The organism is Legionella lytica, from assembly GCF_023921225.1.
In the GTDB taxonomy this organism is placed as follows: domain Bacteria; phylum Pseudomonadota; class Gammaproteobacteria; order Legionellales; family Legionellaceae; genus Legionella; species Legionella lytica.
This window is the reverse complement of the sequence record NZ_CP071527.1, coordinates 1,558,893-1,576,798: the sequence shown is the minus strand read 5'-3', so window position 1 is coordinate 1,576,798 and position 17,906 is coordinate 1,558,893. Positions and strand designations below refer to the sequence as shown.

Here is a 17,906-nt window from a genome sequence, read left to right as displayed (position 1 = left end):
GGAAAGCTCGTATTCTCTGTTATTCTAAAAAATCTGCCAGATTACTGGATTCCGCAGACATGCCGCGTAACATCGAGAAAACATGGGGCGCCATAAGTACAACGCCCTCATCCCGTTCAGAATCTTGCTTCAGAATAATGTCCCTTACTAAAGTATCAAATTAACGCCAGTTAACCAACTGGATAATTGATCAAACATTTTATAGTTGGTCATATCCAAATGTAAGGGCGTTATAGAAACATAGCCTTCCTTAACCGCACAAAAATCAGTTCCAGGACCACAATCAGCAGCTTCTCCTGGCAATCCAATCCAATAAATAGGACGTCCTCGAGGATCTTGATCTTTTACTAAAGGCTGCGCACCATGGCGAGTCCCTAAACGAGTAACTTGTAACCCTTTAATTTGCTCAATAGGTAAATCAGGAACATTCACATTTAAAATTGTTTGTGAGGGCAAACTATGGGTGCTTAATTTTCCCACCAATTGCTTGGCAATATAGGCACCTGTTTCATAATGTTTAATCGTGTCACCAACCATAGACATAGCGATTGCAGGCAAACCTAAATAACGCCCTTCCATTGCAGCAGCTACGGTTCCCGAATAAAGAACGTCATCACCTAAGTTAGCGCCATCATTGATTCCTGAAACAACCATATCAAAAACTTGGCTTAAAAACCCTGTTAACGCCAAATGTACGCAATCAGTCGGTGTGCCTTCAACGCTATAATACCCATTCTCTAATTGCTTTACTTTCAATGGGCGGCTCAAACTTAAAGAATTACTGGCTCCACTGCGATTGCGGTCAGGGGCTACGACGTCTATATCCACAAAAGTCGATAACTCTTTAGCTAAAATAGTAATTCCTGGAGCATGCACCCCATCATCATTGCTTATTAGTACTTTCATTGTTAACTCGCTGGAGACTCTAACCATTTCACAACTGCTAAGTACTCTTCTAAATCATGCTGATTTTGAGCAACACTTGCTTGCAATTCTTTGTTATTGGCGTCTGTTTTTAATTTCTGCTCTTGAGCCGCAATGTGCTCTTGCAATGCTAAAATTTTATTACCAAAGGCTTGGGGACTTTGTTGTAATTGATAGGCCAGGCTATTCATTCTTCCTGCAATCTCTTGTATCTGATTACAAGTCATACCTTGTGGCTGTTGTTCTGGACAACTTTTTATTGCCTGTTGTAATTCATTGGGATGGGTTTGGTAATAATGTTCATCTTTATTCATGCAAGATGTTAATCCCAACATTACTAATATTGCCACCAAGTACTTATTCATGCTCAACCTCTTGATGTAAACTACAAAAAGTCGATATTATCATCAGATAATTCCTAATTCCATCTTAGTGAGAATTTCCCCATGTTAGATTTTAAATTACAACGTGATGAACATACTGGAGAACAATATTTAGAAACCTCTTTGTGCGGAAAACCGTTACTGACAACGCCCCAATTAAATAAAGGCACCGCATTTACCCATGAAGAGCGAAGAGCGTTTGGTTTATTAGGTAAACTTCCACATCGGGTAGAAACGCTCGATGAACAAGTCAAGCGTGCGTATTTACAATATTCTAGCTACACTACAAGACTACAGCAGAATATTTATCTAAATAACTTACACGATAAAAATCAGATCTTATTTTATAAATTATTGCATCGCCACTTAGGTGAAATGTTGCCAACCATTTATACCCCTATTGTTGGCACTGCAGTAAAGCGTTTCAGTCATGAATACAGACAACCCAGAGGCTTGTATATTGCTCATTCAGATAAAAACTTAATTGATGAAATCATCGGTAATCGCTCTAATCCAGAAATTGATGTGATTGTGGTCACTGATGGTGAAGGAGTTTTAGGCATTGGTGATCAGGGTATTGGTGGCATGGATATCCCTGTAGCCAAGCTAATGGTTTATTGCTTATGTGGTGGTATTAATCCTGTACGCACTCTCCCAGTTTTCCTTGATGTAGGCACCAATAACCAGGACTTATTGAATGACCCATTATATCTGGGTTGCCGCCATCCACGAATTAGTGGTGCTGCTTATGATGAGTTTATTGCGAGCTTTGTCGAAGCCATTCATAAACACTTCCCTAATGCCTTTTTACATTGGGAAGATTTTGGTCGCGGTAATGCCCGCCGTATTCTGGATCAATTCCAAGATGAGCTATGTACCTTTAATGATGACATCCAGGGTACTGGAGCCGTTACTTTAGCAGCCCTCATGTCTGCATGTAATGTCACAGGAACCAAACTTCAAGATCAGCGTATTGTTGTTTTTGGTGCGGGCTCTGCAGGAACAGGCATCAGTGATCAAATTGTCGACGCGATGATTCGTGAAGGTTTAAGTGAAGAAGAAGTATATAACCGTTTTTGGCTAATTGATAGGCAAGGTCTATTGCTTAATAACGATGCCGAGCTTACTGGAGCACAAAAACCTTATGCCCGCGATCCCAATGAGATAGCCCAATGGCATACTAAGAAACAGAACCCTTCTCTCACGGATACAGTAAGGCATGTTAAACCCACAATTCTTATTGGTTGTTCTGCTCAAGCAGGTGCTTTTTCACAAGACATTATTGAAATAATGACCCAGACCTGTGAACGCCCTATTATTTTCCCATTATCAAATCCGGATGAAAAATGTGAGGCAAAACCTGAAGATATTTTAGCTTGGAGCCAAGGAAAAGCGTTAATAGCAACAGGAACCGCATTTCCTGCAATTGAGTATCAAAATCGTATGGTGCAAATTGCCCAATGCAATAATGCCTTAGTATTTCCAGGTATTGGTCTGGGAGTATTAGCGGTTGACGCATCAAAATTGACTGAAGATATGATTCTTGCTTCTGCAGAAGCCTTGTGCCGGTTTGCTCCAAGCAAGAAAGATAGTTTCTTACCATTACTGCCCTCTTTAGATGATGCACAAACAGTGGCTAAAGAAATTGCTATTGCCGTAGCTAAATCCGCAATAGCTTCAGGTCATGCTCAAAAGAATCAAGCGGAAGATTTGGAAAAATTAATTTCGGATATGTTTTGGATGCCTAGGTATTTACCTTTTAAGAAAATATAATTTTTGATTTAGGTATAGCCTGGTTGCTTGCAACTGTATCTTATACACATTATTAGTTAATGCCGAACAAGAGACAGTTGCTACAATTAATTCACTATCTATAACCTGGTTGCACCACTAATAACAGTCTATTTAACAAAATTAACTTTAATTGTTTTTAGCGTCGCTGTTTTAGGTTCCCAACTGCGGCCGTATTTAAATTTCAACACTGTATTTTCAGGAACAGCCTTCCCTTTATTTAACTGAAAAACATAATGCATTTGACCACCAGCGCCAATCAGATTCGTTTTAGGTTTCTCATAAGCACTAGAACTTAAAGTTAAAAGACCATGGTCATATTTAACAACGGACCACTGAAATCCTGTAGTAGGATTTGCAGGTAAGTTAATAACAAATTCAGGAGTTTTCACATTCACCGTCATTGTCTCATCGTCTGCATAAGCCATAATTGATATCCCCAAAAGCAAGCAGCTGAGTAATACCCTCATTCTATTCTCCTTTAGATGCACTATTGTCAGTGTAGCTTATTTTAAGGAAGTTCTAGTTGCAAGCAATCAGTCTCTTTTTTGATAATTATTTGACTACAAAGACCAAATTAAATACCATAGAGCGACTTCAATCAGTGGGGACTTTTTATGTTTATTAATGTAGAAGACTGGGAAGATTTAGATTATATTTTTGATCTAAGCGACGAGTGTAAGGAGCGCAGCTATCTTTCTGATATTTCAGAACGTGGATTTGAAGTATACAAACAAAGGATGAATTTTTTTAAACCCTTTGAAGACAGGCCTGATTTTTTTCACGACCTATTCACTATATTACGTTGTCCCCTTGCTTTTTCAATTGGCTCCGTCATTGCCGCCTATAATACACTTATCGGAGCTGTTGCCCTGGTGGGCGATTTATTAATCACCATGGCGAGCATTCTTTTTATGAGTGAAGAGGCTGTAGATACCGCCTTGGAAAACACAGGTAAGGCATTGGCTTATACAGGCACGATGCTCCTTGGTACTGCTGCGGGGCTATTATTAGCCGTACTTAGTATTCCTTACAATACCGTATCTTTAGCTACGCGCATGTCATCCACGGTAATACCTCCTTTATCTAACCTCTATGTAGAACCAGAAAACTCGTTCATGATCTAATCAATTTATCGCATGATACCCATATTACGACTTCGTCTAATATGGGTTATCAACTTTTTGAAAAATAACCTAATCTCTCAATTGACGTTTATGTTGATTCACTTAAAATAGATTATTACCAACAGAGCTAATTTTCTTTGCCATAATATATTAAAGAAGTTATCCCTTACATAAGAGATCTTATGTTTGACAAAATTTATAATGCGGCACTGGAAGCCCAAGATGTTTATGAGCTAAATAAGAGCCTCCCAGATACACATATTGATGTACTGGATCATTCGCCCCCCTATTTTACCCCTGCAGGTAAATTAGCCGCAGGTGGGCACTATAAAGCCGCAGAAATGTTACGTAACATAGGGGCACTGGTCGATCCGATTGCAATGGGATATGCCTTCGCGGGCACTCATCGAATGGTTGAAGAATACCGCATAACCCATCGAGCAGATCCCAGCTCCATTGCCATGGGCTATGCCCTTGCCGGTGATCACGATAGTGTCGATCTTTATCGAGTTAAATGCCAAGCCAATCCCAGTACTATTGCTATGGGTTATGTCCATGCCCATAATGATGAAAAGGTAGAAGAATATCGTCTGCAGTATCGAGCCAATATAAATGCCATAGCAATGGCCTATGCACAAGCCTGTAATCATAGCAAAGTCGAAGAATATCAAACCCAACATAAAGCGGATGTTAAAGCGATTGCTATGGGTTATGCTCTTGCAGGGGAACACAAAAAAGTTAATGACTATAGGGTTCAGCACAAAGCCGATGTAAATACTATTGTGATGGGATATGCGCTCGCAGGTAATCACAGCAAAGTGGAAGAGTACCGCATCACGCATGAGGCGAGCCCCAATGCCATCGCAGTAGGCTATGCTCAAGCAAGTAATGACGCTAAGGTTGAAGAATACCGTTTACACCATGAGGCAGATGTAAGTTCAATTGCCATGGGCTATGCACTAGCTAATAATCATGTGCGGGCTGAAGAGTACCGCCTGTTATATCGTGCCGACCCAGGTCTGATTGCTATAGGCTATGCACGTACTGGGAATCATGGCAAAGTAGAAGAATATCGCTTAAGACACCTGGTTAATCCTGATTTTATTGCTATGGGATATGCGCTCGCAGGTAACCATAACCGAGTAGAATATTATCGTAAGCACTATAATGCATCACTTAAAACCATTGCCCAAGGCTATGCACGTTCTAGTGAGCCCGTACCCCGTCTTTATTTTGCAGTTAATATACTTACCCGGCATGGACCTGCTGGCCACGCAATCATCGACGTAATGCACCGACTAAGAACAGGCCAAGACCGACGTTGGAACCCTTTTTGGATGAATAGCGGTACCAAATTGGATCATATTATCTATGCTGTTGAGGGATTAAAATTTACAGACCGCATTGAAGAACTGATTAACAATCCTAAATCAGAACTTTATATTGCTCTTAACACGCACCGTGCAGCCATTGTTAATTTATTCAGTTGGCTAGGATTTAGTCATGCACGCTCTCTTATTTATGTTAAAGACCAACTTTTCAAAATGAAACAAAAAAAATAAAAAAATATCTCTCGTTATGCTCTTGATATTAAAGCCTATAAAGGCGATTATTTTACTTTTTTGTACGTAGGAGCGCGCGTGGAATACGAAACTATGGAATTTGATGTACTTATCGTCGGTGCGGGGCCATCAGGCTTGTCTGCCGCGATAAAACTAAAACAATTAGCCTTAGCCGCGCAACAAGAGCTTTCCGTTTGTATTCTGGAAAAAGGATCTCAAGTTGGTTCTCACATACTTTCAGGAGCTGTGCTGGAACCCAAAAGCCTACAAGAGCTTCTACCTGATACTTGGCAAGATGCACCACTAGATACCCCTGTGAGTGAGGATCTATTTTATTTTCTCACCAAAAACAGCTCCTATAAGCTCCTTACTCCAAAACAAATGCACAATGAGGGAAATTATATTATTAGCCTAGGCGAGCTCTGTACATTTCTTGCAGAACAGGCAGAAGCCTTGGGTTGTGAAATTTATCCTGGCTTTGCTGCAGTCAAAGCACTTTATAATGACCAAAATCAAGTTATTGGTGTAGAAACAGGTAGTGTTGGTATTAATAAAAATAATGAAAAAACAGAACATTACCAACCGGGTATGCATTTGCTTGCCAAACAAACCTTATTGGCTGAAGGCTGCCGCGGCCAATTAAGCCAAAAATTGATGGCTCGTTATCATTTAAGAGATAAATCAAACCCACAAACTTATGGTTTAGGAATCAAAGAAATTTGGCAAGTCAGTGCCGAGAAACATGAGCCAGGTAAAGTGGTTCATACCATAGGTTGGCCTATGGACTATTCTACCTATGGTGGCTCCTTTATTTATCACTTGTCCAAACAACGTGTGGCCCTTGGTTTTGTTGTCGGATTGGATTATAAAAATCCTTGGCTTAGCCCCTTTTCTGAATTCCAGCGTTTTAAAACTCATCCAATGATTAGTTCGCTATTAGCTGGTGGGGAGCGTATTAGTTATGGAGCACGTGCTATAAATGAAGGCGGATGGCAGTCCCTGCCTAAATTGACGTTTCCTGGTGGAGCATTAATTGGTGATGCAGCGGGTTTCCTTAATGTTCCCAAAATTAAAGGTATTCATATGGCGATGAAATCAGGAATGCTCGCCGCTGAAGCCTGTTTCGACGCATTAAAACAAACAGAAGAAACACCAATTGAATTAACCAGTTATCCTGAAAAAGTAAAGAGCTCATGGTTGGAACAAGAATTATATTCTGTTCGTAATATAAGACCAGGCTTTAAATGTGGGCTAATTCCGGGATTAATTAATGCCGCGTTTGAAACCTACATTACGAATGGGAAGTCACCTTGGACATTGACAAATCATGCCGATTACAAGAGCTTAAAATTAGCTAAGAAAGCTAAAAAAATCGATTATCCTAAACCAGATAATGTGCTTACTTTTGATCGATTATCCTCCGTGTTTTTATCAGGTACATTTCATGAGGAAGATCAACCCTGCCACCTTGAGTTAAAAAAACCTCAACTAGCAATCGATGTGAATCTAAAAAAATATGCATCTCCTGAAAGCAGATACTGCCCTGCAGGAGTTTATGAAATTGTTGAAAACGAAGACGGACCACGTCTACAAATTAATGCTCAAAACTGCATTCATTGTAAGACCTGTGATATCAAAGATCCACGCCAAAATATAGTATGGCATGCTCCTGAAGGAAGCGGTGGTCCTAATTATTCGGGAATGTAGCCTAAATGGCTTATTAGAAAACCGGCTTGCCGCGGCTTGGCCGCGGTGAATAAGCGCAGAATATTTATGGATATCGTGGTCAAGCCACGGTAATTCGAGCATTGGCAAGAAAAACCCAAAGCTAATCAAAACAACAGTTCTTGGAGGCTAGGCTAAGCCTCTTCTTCCACAACTTCACTATCCCATTGCATGATAGCAAGCTCATCCCACCACTTGCTTAAAGAGTATTGATTAAAATAAACAGCCAATTGGTTTGAGAGCAATGCTTTACGTTCATCATCGAGATATAAACTGCAAGTAAGCACCATCCTAATAGTCTCCTCACTAAGATCCCAGCACTCATCATTCAATTTTAAGAAAACAGTAGGAATTAGCTCCTGACGTTCCGCATCAGAGATATAAGGCATACATGCCGTAAGTACTTGTAATAAAGCACGCTTAATTTCTAAAGGAGCTTGAGCAAGCAATCCAAGAGAAGCGTTCAATATTTCGCTACGTAGTGTCTCATTAAAATATGGGATACAGCCAATACAATCATGTAATGCAACCTCGCAAATACGGGGATCTTTGTCATATATTTTTAAGAGCATTTGCTTAAGAATCAACTGCTGTGTAGGTTCTTCCAGATAAGGCATGAATTTAATAATCGTCTTGCGAGCTATATTGTTCACAAAAGAGTTTTTATCATTAGCCATAGGCAAAATCAGATCAAAAACTCTCTGGCGATTTTGTTCATTTAACCCTGGTATCAAAGGGGTAATCACTTGCAATGCCATGCCTCGGACAATAGAGTGATTATCATTTACCCTAGGAATAATTGCATCAAATGCCACTTGGTGATTCTCATCGTTTAAGTACGAGATAAGCGACAGCATTGCTTGCAATATCATGTAACGATGGCTCCAGTCATTCTCCTCCAAATAAGGTAAAATGATTTCAAGTACTTGTCGATGTTGTTCATTACTAAGATAGGGCATCAACTGAAGCATCGCTTGCAATATGGCATCACGAACGATCCAATTAATATCAGTTAAATTAGCAAAAATAACGTTAAACGCTTCTTCACGTTTAACATCACTCAAATGAGGAATACATATCCCCATAATTTCTAAAACAGCTTTGCGTATTCGTCCGTTGCTGCTCTCCAGGTGAGGAAGAGCTGCATTAAATACCTCAATACATTGTTCCCTATTGAAATAATGTATGCACGCAGAAATAATTTTTAAAACAGCAAGGCTTTGCTTCCAATCTTCAATGCTTAATTTAACAAAAAGTGCACGAATTACCACATCACAACAGGCATTATCTAAATAAGGTATGCACGTAGATATAATTTTTAAAGCCTCTTCACCAATAAGCCAATTTTTATCATTCAACTTTAATACAATCAATTCACTTACTTTTTCGTGTCGAGCATCGTCAAAATAAGCCGTAGCAACTGCAGGAAAGGCATGTTCATAAATACTATTTATTCCGTTCGATAACTCCCAAACAGCATCGTTTGTTTGCAAGTTACTCTCATGCTGGGATAAATGCTCACTGACGATTTTCTGTGCCACAAAACGAACCTTTGGTTCTCTATCATTTAATTTAGAGCGTATGGCAGCAAACATCAGCTCACGATTCTTATCATTAAAATAAGGAATACATACAGAAATAATTTTTAGTATTGCCTCACGAATAGAAGGAGCATCATCATTTAGTTTTGGAAGAATGACATCAATTAATTCTTGATGTCTCTTATCATTAAGGCAAAGAATCAATACTGGTAATATTTGTAATATAGTAAGACTATCTTCCGCATCAAAACCTTGCCCTTTGTCCGAAGAAAAATGCGGATACTTTTCCCAGATATCATCGATGATATTTTTTACTTCAGCCTTAACTTGTTCTTTATTAATGCTTAAAAACTGTATCAAATTAATATATTTTTTATGAGTATCCGCATTATTTAATAACTCATTAAAACAAGCGACCCGCTGCTCTTCAGTCGTAAGCGGAATCCAGTGATTCGCATGATGTATTACTAATAAATGGCGTGCTAACTCATCAGGTAAATAAAGGTTTGAGCCTATAAGCAAAAAAACTAAACCATAAAGATGGGCATCGCCGGTTTTGTCTTTAATATATTCTCTAATTAATTCATCAAGATGATTGATATTATGCGTTTTGCAAAAAAACAGGTGTTCATTGCCATATCGTTTAGCTTTAATTAGTTTTTTTAAACTTTGGATTTGCCAACGAAGATCATCATCTTGATTCCGAGAAAGCAAAATTTTCACAGCCCAATAAAGAGATTCATTGCGTAACTCATCAATTAAGTTAACAATAACCTCTGAGGGCATATTAAGAAACGCCAACTTATCAATCACATCAGGCGTTTTTAAAAAGCTCTGGAGCACTACAGGACAAGCTGCTGCCATAGCATGGGTTAGCATATATTAAAACTACCAAAGAAAAAAAAACTATAAAGAGTGGTACATTATACTCCCTGGGTGCTCAGGGTCAATTTATTATGCACGAAGCCCTAGAATTCCGCAGCGCACCATTTGAGTGATATTTGAACTATAATTGTATCAGAGTGAAACTTATCTAAGGAGAGGATGAAATGAGAAAGCTTCTTATAGGATTATTGTTAACTCAAATATGCTCACTAGCTTTTGCAGATACTATTGTTACCGAGACAAGTAATTGGAAAAGCGTCCCGATAGTTATTGATCCCGGCACCCAGGTCTATCGTTATGAAGGTCCAGTTCCCGAAGGTGATTTTTATTATTCTTATAGCGGCCATAGGTGTTTTAAAGAAAAAAGAGACATTGTAGGAGTTAATGCAATAATATTCCATGCAGGAGTAGCTGGTGGTAGTGATATTTATTGTTATGCAGAATAATGCAAACTAAAAACCTAGATTCAATTCATTTTTTGTTTTAAAAAAATGCTATTGTCTTCTAGGTTTTATAATTTATTACTTGTAATCTTATGAAAGAACAAAGAATAGTAAAAGCCGAGCAATCAAAAGCTTTTTTTAAAGTCTGGTTAGGGCCTGTTTTACTCATGGCAGCCTTGCTGGCTGTGCATTTATTTGTACAAGGCAGTAGCGCTCTAAAAGAATTATTTCCCGCATCTTCAGCCATAAGGACCATAGAGCAGATAATTTTTTATCTTTTTATATTTCTAAGTGCGTATTGGCTGGCTGTTCGGGTGATTAATAAAGCGTTTTTATTATTAATTAAATCAAACATTTTTAATGATCACTCACTGATTAAAATCGTTTTGCCCTTATTTGTTGTGATTTTAAAAATCCTTTCTTTTTTAATCTTATTCAATGTTATTGTTCAATATATAAATATACCTCCGGCACTGTCGTTTATTTTCACGAAAGTTACGAGTATTTTAATCATTAGTGCTATTAGTTGGATTTTATTTAAAATCGTTGATATTGCCGAACAAATATTAGTTCGCCGCTATTTTACTCAAAAACGTGGCACACTCGCGTCACGGAAAATTTATACCCAAACATTGATTATAAAACGAATTATATACAGCCTTATTGTCATTTTTAGTATTGGCTCGATTTTGATGCTGTTTGATAATGTTAGAGCATTAGGTGCCAGTGTTTTAACCACCGCAGGTGTCGTAGGCTTAATCTTTACATTTACGGCACAAAAACCCTTAGGCAGCATCTTATCTGGATTAGAAATCGCTATTACTCAGCCAATTAAACTTGGCGATAGTGTTGTTATTAACGATGAGTTGGGAACTATCGAAGAAATTAATTTTAGAAGTGTTGTCGTAAGGTTGTGGGACTGGCGCCGCTTGGTTGTTCCCACCAATTATTTTTTAGATCATATTTTTGAGAACTGGAGCCGAACTAAAAACAGTAATTTAATTGGCACGTTTTTTTTATATGTGCATTTTACCTTACCCGTACCTAAACTGCGCGAAGAACTGAATACAATATTAAGTACTTCTCCTTTATGGGATGGGCAAGTATCGAATATCATCGTAAGCGATTTACAAACACACGTGATGCAATTACAAGTTTTAGCGAGCGCTAAAAATGCCGATGATATGTCACGATTGCGGAATGAACTTCGCGAAAAACTCATTCAATTTATCGTAACTTTTTATCCCGAATCCTTGCCTAAGTAGCTTAGTTGAAAGCTATTCTCCGAGAGGTTTTTTAATTTTCGTCTATAATTAATAGATATTAATTTATTGCTAACAGTTATGAAGGAGGATACACCTATGAAAAGCTATCTCAATCCTCAACCATATGCCGTAGACCGTGTCAGTAAGATTAACGAAAAGCCTATTAAACCAGAGCACTTTAAATCTTACAAAACCAATAAAACTGCTAAAGAGATTTACAAAAATGAATCAGAAGAACAAGCATGGACCGATGTTCTTGAAAAGTTTAATCCATATCAAAAATTGAAGCACGATTAGGCTTTATTTCTTTACTTTAAGCCTATTATTACAAACGAAATGAGGGGAAATCCAGGGTCCAATCCACACGCCCCTGGATTGTTTCGTTACTACGTTTCACGAAATAGTGGGAAAATGAATATGCTCAGAAACCCAAATTGCGGGGCACATCACTCAAGCTGAGATCAGTGTTGGGTGTGTCTTTCAGCTTTTTCTGAAATTCGATCACAGCGTCGCAGAGCTGCTCTACCTCTCCCTTTTCAACCCAGAAGCTTTGGAAGGCTAAGGGAGATTTTGCAAGCAAAGAGTCTTTCAATAACGGAGTATCTTCTTTATTAGAAATAACGGTAAGTAATTTACTTAATACAGCAATTTTGTCGTTTGTCTTCATATCATGGGGAATGACTTCACTAGCACCATAAGCATTGATTTTTCGTTCAATGATTCGTGTGAGGTAGTTACTGGCCTGCTCAACATCCATACATTTCACTTCTTTACTGTATGCAACACAAGTAAATAATCTATGATGATTAGGATTGATTTCCTGAGCTTCCTCATCTCCCGGTCTAGAACCGTGCACCATTTGAGGCTGCATATTATTCTGAGGTAACTCTGATTTTCCTAAATGAAGTGCGCCTTTAATCCACACTTTTCCATTATGAGGAAGTGTGCGCCATATCATATCAAATAGAGTTAATGCTGCTGCAGACATTGCGCATGCTATACCTAAAGTAGGTGCTACAGAAGGAAACAGCATAATAAAAAGAACGGAGCCCACAGCGGCAGAAAGTAATCCAAGAATAAATAAATTATTGAGTGCTGCCTGAACATGGTGCATACGCGGGCTACGGTCAGCCCATGATTCGTAAGCTCGATAAAAATTAATCCCCATCATTATTGTTTGATGAGTAAAAGCAAGGCTCAAGCTGCTTAAAAAGAACCATGGCCCAGCAGTAAAACTAAGGCCCATAAAGGCTGATAGTACCGCCCCGTAAAGGGAGATACTCGCAAAAAAAGCACAGGTTGCCGAAATAATCAGATTAAACCATTTATCCAGGTTTTTATTACTAGCCTGAATCAGTTTATAAGCATTCATCAATGCGTTAAGAGTTAATAAAATCCCAATAAAAGGCAACATGATAAAGAATAAGGGAGAACCTCCAAAAGCAGAGTACCATCGAGTATCAGCCATGGTTGAAAATAACGCGACTTCTTGAGTTTCTCTAATGTATGTAATTGCTTTGTGGAACTCGTTAGCTAACATTGCTCACCTGTTATTAGAACAAATTAAGATTAAGCCTTGGTCTCCTGAACGTGACACATTGACGATCGGTGTTTTCGTTCAGGATGACATACCTCAGTGGATCCTGGCTGCAAGCAACCAGGCTACAACAAAATGATTTACTATTGACGTAAATGTGGGAATAAAATTACATCGCGAATAGATTGCGAATTGGTAAATAGCATGACCAATCGATCAATTCCTATCCCCTCTCCTGCTGTTGGCGGTAATCCATATTCAAGGGCTTCAATGTAATCACTATCATAATGCATCGCTTCCATATCCCCAGCATCCTTTTCCTCTACTTGCTTACGGAAACGCTCCGCTTGATCTTCTGCATCATTTAACTCAGAGAATCCATTCGCAATTTCTCGGCCAGCAATGAAGAACTCAAAACGATCGGTAACTTCAGGATCCTGATCATTACGGCGTGCTAAAGGTGAAATTTCCGTAGGATATGCAGTAATAAAGGTAGGTTGAAACAGTTGATGTTCTACAGTCTCTTCAAACAGAATCATTTGTAGTTTACCTAAACCATCAGTTTCTTTATACGCAAAACCTTTTTCTTCAAGTTGCTTACGGCAGAATTCGACACTTTCTAATTGTTGCGCACTGATTTCTGGATGGTAATGCAAAATCGCTTCTTTTACTGTCATACGTGCAAATGACTTATTAAAATCAATCACGTGGCCTTGGTAGTCAATTTGACGCGAGCCAACTACTACATCACATAAATACTGTAATAATTGCTCAGTAAAGTCCATCAAATCATTATAATCAGCGTATGCCTGATAAAACTCAACCATTGTAAACTCAGGGTTATGGCGCGTAGAAAGCCCTTCATTACGGAAGTTACGGTTGATTTCGTAAACGCGTTCAAAACCACCAACAACCAAGCGTTTTAAGTACAGCTCTGGAGCAATACGCAAATACATAGTCATATCAAGACTATTGTGATGCGTAATAAATGGACGCGCAACGGCTCCGCCAGGAATAGGATGCATCATAGGAGTTTCTACTTCGAGAAACTGATTTTTATCCATAAACTGTCTAAATGCTTGAATAAGGCGTGAGCGAGCCAAGAAGGTAGCACGGCTATCTTCATTTGCAATTAAGTCAACATAACGTTTACGGTATTTAACTTCTTGATCCGCCAAACCATGAAACTTATCTGGTAATGGTCTTAAGGATTTAGTCAACAATTCAACATGTTCTGCATTTACGGTCAATTCACCAGTATTCGTTTTAAACAACTCCCCACGAACACCAACGATATCACCTAAATCCCAATGCTTGAATTGTTCATATATTTCAGGAAGATCATTGGCTCTAATATAAATTTGAATACGACCAGAAACATCCTGAATGTGGAAAAAGCTTGCTTTCCCCATAATACGTCTTAGTACAATTCGTCCCGCAACTGCAGCTTTAACATGCTGTTCCGCAAGCATTTCTTTTTCTGATTCAGCATATTCTTTAACTAAATCAGTAGCTAAATGTTCACGACGAAACTCATTAGGGAAATTAAACCCTGTTGTGCGCAAGTCTGCTAACTTTTGCTTACGGATAAGATAAACTTCGCTTTCATCTAAATGTTCTACTTGTTGCTCATCTGTCATGCTGCACCTACTCCTGCCTTTAAACTGGCTTCGATAAATTGATCTAAGGCACCATCCAACACGGCTTGCGTATTGCTTGTTTCTACACCGGTCCGTAGATCTTTAATACGGGATTGATCCAATACGTAAGAACGTATTTGTGATCCCCAACCTATATCTGATTTGCTGGCTTCCAACGCTTGTTGCTCAGCGTTTTTCTTTTGCATTTCCAATTCATACAATTTAGCACGTAATTGCTTCATTGCTTGATCTTTATTGCGATGCTGGCTGCGATCATTCTGACATTGGACCACAATGCCACTTGGAGCATGAGTGATACGTACTGCAGAATCCGTTCGGTTTACGTGCTGGCCACCGGCGCCTGAAGCACGATAAGTATCAATCCGTAAATCAGCCGGATTAATGTCTATCTCAATGTCATCATCAATTTCTGGAGAAAGGAATACCGCAGCAAAAGAGGTATGTCGTCGATTTCCAGAGTCAAATGGTGACTTACGAACCAAGCGATGCACCCCACTCTCAGTGCGTAACCAGCCAAAAGCATATTCGCCACTAAAATAAATAGTGGCACTTTTAATTCCCGCAACATCTCCAGGTGAACATTCAATGAGTTCAGTAGTAAACCCATGTTGCTCACCCCAACGCAAATACATCCGCAATAACATTTCAGCCCAATCCTGGGCTTCGGTACCGCCTGAACCTGATTGAATATCTAAATAGGCATTACAGGTATCCATCTTTCCAGAGAACATCCGTCTGAATTCTAAATCAGCCACTTTCTGTTCAATAGCTTGTACTTCGAATCCTATTTCATTAATCGATTGTTCATCATTTTCTTCTCGAGCTAATTCAAACAGCTCAATCGAGTCCGTGATGGATTGACCTAATTCCGTTAATGTCAAAACAATCTTTTCAAGTTGAGTTCGCTCTCGACCCAAAGCCTGGGCAACTTCAGGATTATCCCATATCGAAGAGGATTCTAGCTCACGAACAACTTCCTCTAAACGCTCGCGTTTGGCGTCAAAGTCAAAGATACCCCCTAAGCGCTTCCACCCGCTTATCCAGATCTACCAGATTAAGGTTAATTTGGTTTACTTCCAACATAAGTGTCTCATTTAAAAAATTAACTTCGCATTCTACCGCGAAAGTGCTTTTCTATCTAGAGTCAACTGCATTAACTGAGTTAAATATACAAAACTGTGCCGATGCCGGCACAGTTTTGAAGTGAGGACAACTGAATACTAACTTACCAGGAATTTTAAGGAATGAGGAAGAAATTTAGATACCCCAGGGATACCAAAACTAGTGAACAATCCATTATCTTGATAATCAGAAGGCAATGTAGGATAAACACTATTAATTGAATAGCTCCAAGTAATACCTCCATCACGACTCACTGCTAATAAGGGATAATTTTTAGTGCCATTGGAGTAACCCCCAGCCGCAAAACAGGTGGTTCCTTTGCACTGAACTACTTTAAAATTCCCCTCCACCATCGTATCACTCGTCATCTTAGGATAAGAGCTAGTAATTCTATAAGTCCATGTTTTCCCACCATTAGAACTGTTTGCCAATAAAGGAAAAGCTCCATTTTCATTTTGATACACTCCTCCGACAACACAAATATCTCCACTACAGGCAGCGGAATAAACTTGGCCAAAACCTCCTGATGAGAGAAAATCAGCAGGTAGCAGGGGTTTAGAGCTATCCATCGTATAGGTCCAAGTCTGACCTTGATCTGAACTTGTCATTACTAAAGGATAAGTATTATTTTCGTTGTTTCTATAAGAGCCTGCCGCAACACATGTCTTACCACTGCAACTCGCACTATAAAACACGCCATTGCCAGAGTAATCATCGACTAAAGTATTGCTATCAATAGGGAAAGTCCAAGTAGAACCATTATTGGTACTTAGTCCCACCCACGGGTAGGTGACTAAACTAAAATCATCATAAGAACCTACAGCAATGAAATTAGCTCCGCTTGCATCAACCGCATTAAGAACCCCTTGATTATAAAAATCAGTAGGTAGCCCACTTGAATTGCTATCAACTGTATTGGCCCAAGTCACTCCCTTGTTTTGGCTAGTTGAAATGAGTGGGTATGTGGTAAGAGAATTCGTAGTATAGGTGCCTACAGCAACACAAGTTGTTGTAGTACACTTCACATTTGAATACCCCATGCTGATATTAAAATTAGACAGAGCTGGCAGTGATGCGTAAGTCCAATTCGCAGTAAGATTAGCTCTAAAAACAATTGCTGGATACTGTTTGCTGCTATCAGAATAGGTACCTGCCGCAACACAAAATACTCCACTGCAGGAAACACCTAAAAAGTTTCCACTAGTAAAATCCGTAGGCTGCTGTGCTGCACTATGTGCAGTCATAGTATAGCTCCAAGTTTGTCCGCTATCAGTACTGCTCGCAATAAGTGGATAAGGTTGGGTGCCATAGCCACCGACAGCAGAACAATTGTTCTGCACACAATCAACGGCCCACAGCGGAGCTGGTCCGCCATCGAAATTATAAGCAGGTACGCTATTCGCTAAAGCAGCAGGAATAGAGGGTCCTGTAACCCCTGAAAGGGTATAACTCCATTTCGCACCATTATCAATGCTCGTTGCAATTAAAGAATTTGCCCTAGTGCTACTGTCATATCCCCCTACCGCAATAAAAGGTGCTATAGAAACCACACTGACATTTAAAGGTTCTGATGCGGAAGTGCAACTGGATGCTTTACATAGGTAAAAGACACCTGAAGCAGCTCCACTGATGTCTAGCTGTAATACACAACTTGCTTTAGCTCCTAGCGTAAGGGGGAACGTGCAATTTCCATTACTTACATTCGCTATTACTGTTGCTGGAAGTCCTTTTAAAGTGTATCCACTGCGTGTTGAATTCGTATTATTAGTGATTGTGTAATATGCAGAGACACTTTTTCCGGCGGGTACCGTGGTTGGCAGTGTGGTCCCTGGTTTGGGACCTATCGTAAAATTAGCGGCGGCGATTGCCTGAGCCGAGACAAACATAGCAATAAGAGACAAGCCCAAATTATATTTTTTATTCATTTATGAAAATCCTGT

The 17,906-nt window shown here is 39.3% G+C and carries 15 protein-coding genes; 7 read left to right on the top strand and 8 right to left on the bottom strand.

The window, feature by feature from the left end; genetic code table 11:
- Positions 1–147: 147 nt before the first annotated feature.
- Positions 148–906 carry a 5'/3'-nucleotidase SurE gene (surE, locus tag J2N86_RS07025; protein WP_252582242.1) on the bottom strand — a complete coding sequence of 253 codons (759 nt, stop codon included), beginning with the start codon at positions 904–906 and terminating at the stop codon, positions 148–150.
- Between the two features lie 2 nt (positions 907–908).
- Entirely contained in the window at positions 909–1,289 is a 381-nt protein-coding gene (locus J2N86_RS07020; RefSeq protein WP_252582240.1) for a hypothetical protein, read from the bottom strand.
- A gap of 81 nt (positions 1,290–1,370) precedes the next feature.
- Here J2N86_RS07020 and J2N86_RS07015 point away from each other — a divergent pair, with 81 nt between their 5' ends.
- A complete protein-coding gene (locus J2N86_RS07015) occupies positions 1,371–3,080 on the top strand; it encodes an NAD-dependent malic enzyme (RefSeq protein ID WP_252582237.1) in 1,710 nt (569 codons plus the stop codon).
- Positions 3,081–3,208: 128 nt separating this feature from the next.
- On the opposite strand, the gene J2N86_RS07010 is transcribed toward J2N86_RS07015, so the two are convergent.
- On the bottom strand, positions 3,209–3,568 hold the full coding sequence (locus J2N86_RS07010; RefSeq protein ID WP_252582234.1) for a protease inhibitor I42 family protein: 360 nt from the start codon (positions 3,566–3,568) through the stop codon (positions 3,209–3,211).
- A gap of 147 nt (positions 3,569–3,715) precedes the next feature.
- Here J2N86_RS07010 and J2N86_RS07005 point away from each other — a divergent pair, with 147 nt between their 5' ends.
- The 3 genes from J2N86_RS07005 to J2N86_RS06995 all read left to right on the top strand — a co-directional run bounded on the left by J2N86_RS07005 (position 3,716) and on the right by J2N86_RS06995 (position 7,494).
- Positions 3,716–4,225 (top strand): hypothetical protein, encoded by a 510-nt coding sequence (locus J2N86_RS07005; RefSeq protein ID WP_252582231.1) that lies wholly within the window; start codon positions 3,716–3,718, stop codon positions 4,223–4,225.
- Between the two features lie 182 nt (positions 4,226–4,407).
- Positions 4,408–5,787, top strand: coding sequence for a hypothetical protein (locus tag J2N86_RS07000; RefSeq protein ID WP_252582228.1), 1,380 nt, complete (start codon positions 4,408–4,410; stop codon positions 5,785–5,787).
- A 78-nt stretch (positions 5,788–5,865) separates the two neighbouring features.
- On the top strand, positions 5,866–7,494 hold the full coding sequence (locus tag J2N86_RS06995) for an electron transfer flavoprotein-ubiquinone oxidoreductase (protein WP_407658977.1): 1,629 nt from the start codon (positions 5,866–5,868) through the stop codon (positions 7,492–7,494).
- 152 nt (positions 7,495–7,646) lie between these two features.
- Here J2N86_RS06995 and J2N86_RS06990 read toward each other — a convergent pair whose 3' ends face one another.
- Positions 7,647–9,932: a HEAT repeat domain-containing protein gene (locus J2N86_RS06990; RefSeq protein ID WP_252582225.1), complete on the bottom strand. Its 2,286-nt coding sequence runs from the start codon at positions 9,930–9,932 to the stop codon at positions 7,647–7,649.
- Between the two features lie 170 nt (positions 9,933–10,102).
- On the opposite strand from J2N86_RS06990, the gene J2N86_RS06985 reads away from it, so the two are divergent.
- The 3 genes from J2N86_RS06985 to J2N86_RS06975 all read left to right on the top strand — a co-directional run bounded on the left by J2N86_RS06985 (position 10,103) and on the right by J2N86_RS06975 (position 11,943).
- Entirely contained in the window at positions 10,103–10,384 is a 282-nt protein-coding gene (locus J2N86_RS06985; protein ID WP_252582223.1) for a hypothetical protein, read from the top strand.
- 89 nt (positions 10,385–10,473) lie between these two features.
- Complete coding sequence (locus J2N86_RS06980; RefSeq protein ID WP_252582220.1) at positions 10,474–11,646, top strand: mechanosensitive ion channel family protein; 1,173 nt, start codon at positions 10,474–10,476, stop codon at positions 11,644–11,646.
- Positions 11,647–11,742: 96 nt separating this feature from the next.
- A complete protein-coding gene (locus J2N86_RS06975) occupies positions 11,743–11,943 on the top strand; it encodes a hypothetical protein (RefSeq protein ID WP_252582217.1) in 201 nt (66 codons plus the stop codon).
- Positions 11,944–12,067: 124 nt separating this feature from the next.
- Here J2N86_RS06975 and J2N86_RS06970 read toward each other — a convergent pair whose 3' ends face one another.
- From J2N86_RS06970 to J2N86_RS06955, 4 genes are all read right to left on the bottom strand, one after another.
- Positions 12,068–13,186, bottom strand: coding sequence for a hypothetical protein (locus J2N86_RS06970; protein ID WP_252582214.1), 1,119 nt, complete (start codon positions 13,184–13,186; stop codon positions 12,068–12,070).
- A 140-nt stretch (positions 13,187–13,326) separates the two neighbouring features.
- A complete protein-coding gene (gene lysS / locus J2N86_RS06965; protein ID WP_252582211.1) occupies positions 13,327–14,823 on the bottom strand; it encodes a lysine--tRNA ligase in 1,497 nt (498 codons plus the stop codon).
- Positions 14,820–15,927 (bottom strand): peptide chain release factor 2 gene (prfB, locus tag J2N86_RS06960; RefSeq protein ID WP_252582208.1). Its coding sequence is split into 2 segments (ribosomal slippage): positions 14,820–15,851 and positions 15,853–15,927, totalling 1,107 coding nucleotides; the frame shifts between segments, so codons are not numbered across the junction. The genes lysS and prfB overlap by 4 nt, the downstream gene beginning before the upstream one ends.
- 137 nt (positions 15,928–16,064) lie before the next feature.
- Positions 16,065–17,891, bottom strand: coding sequence for a sialidase family protein (locus J2N86_RS06955; RefSeq protein WP_252582206.1), 1,827 nt, complete (start codon positions 17,889–17,891; stop codon positions 16,065–16,067).
- Positions 17,892–17,906 lie beyond the last annotated feature (15 nt).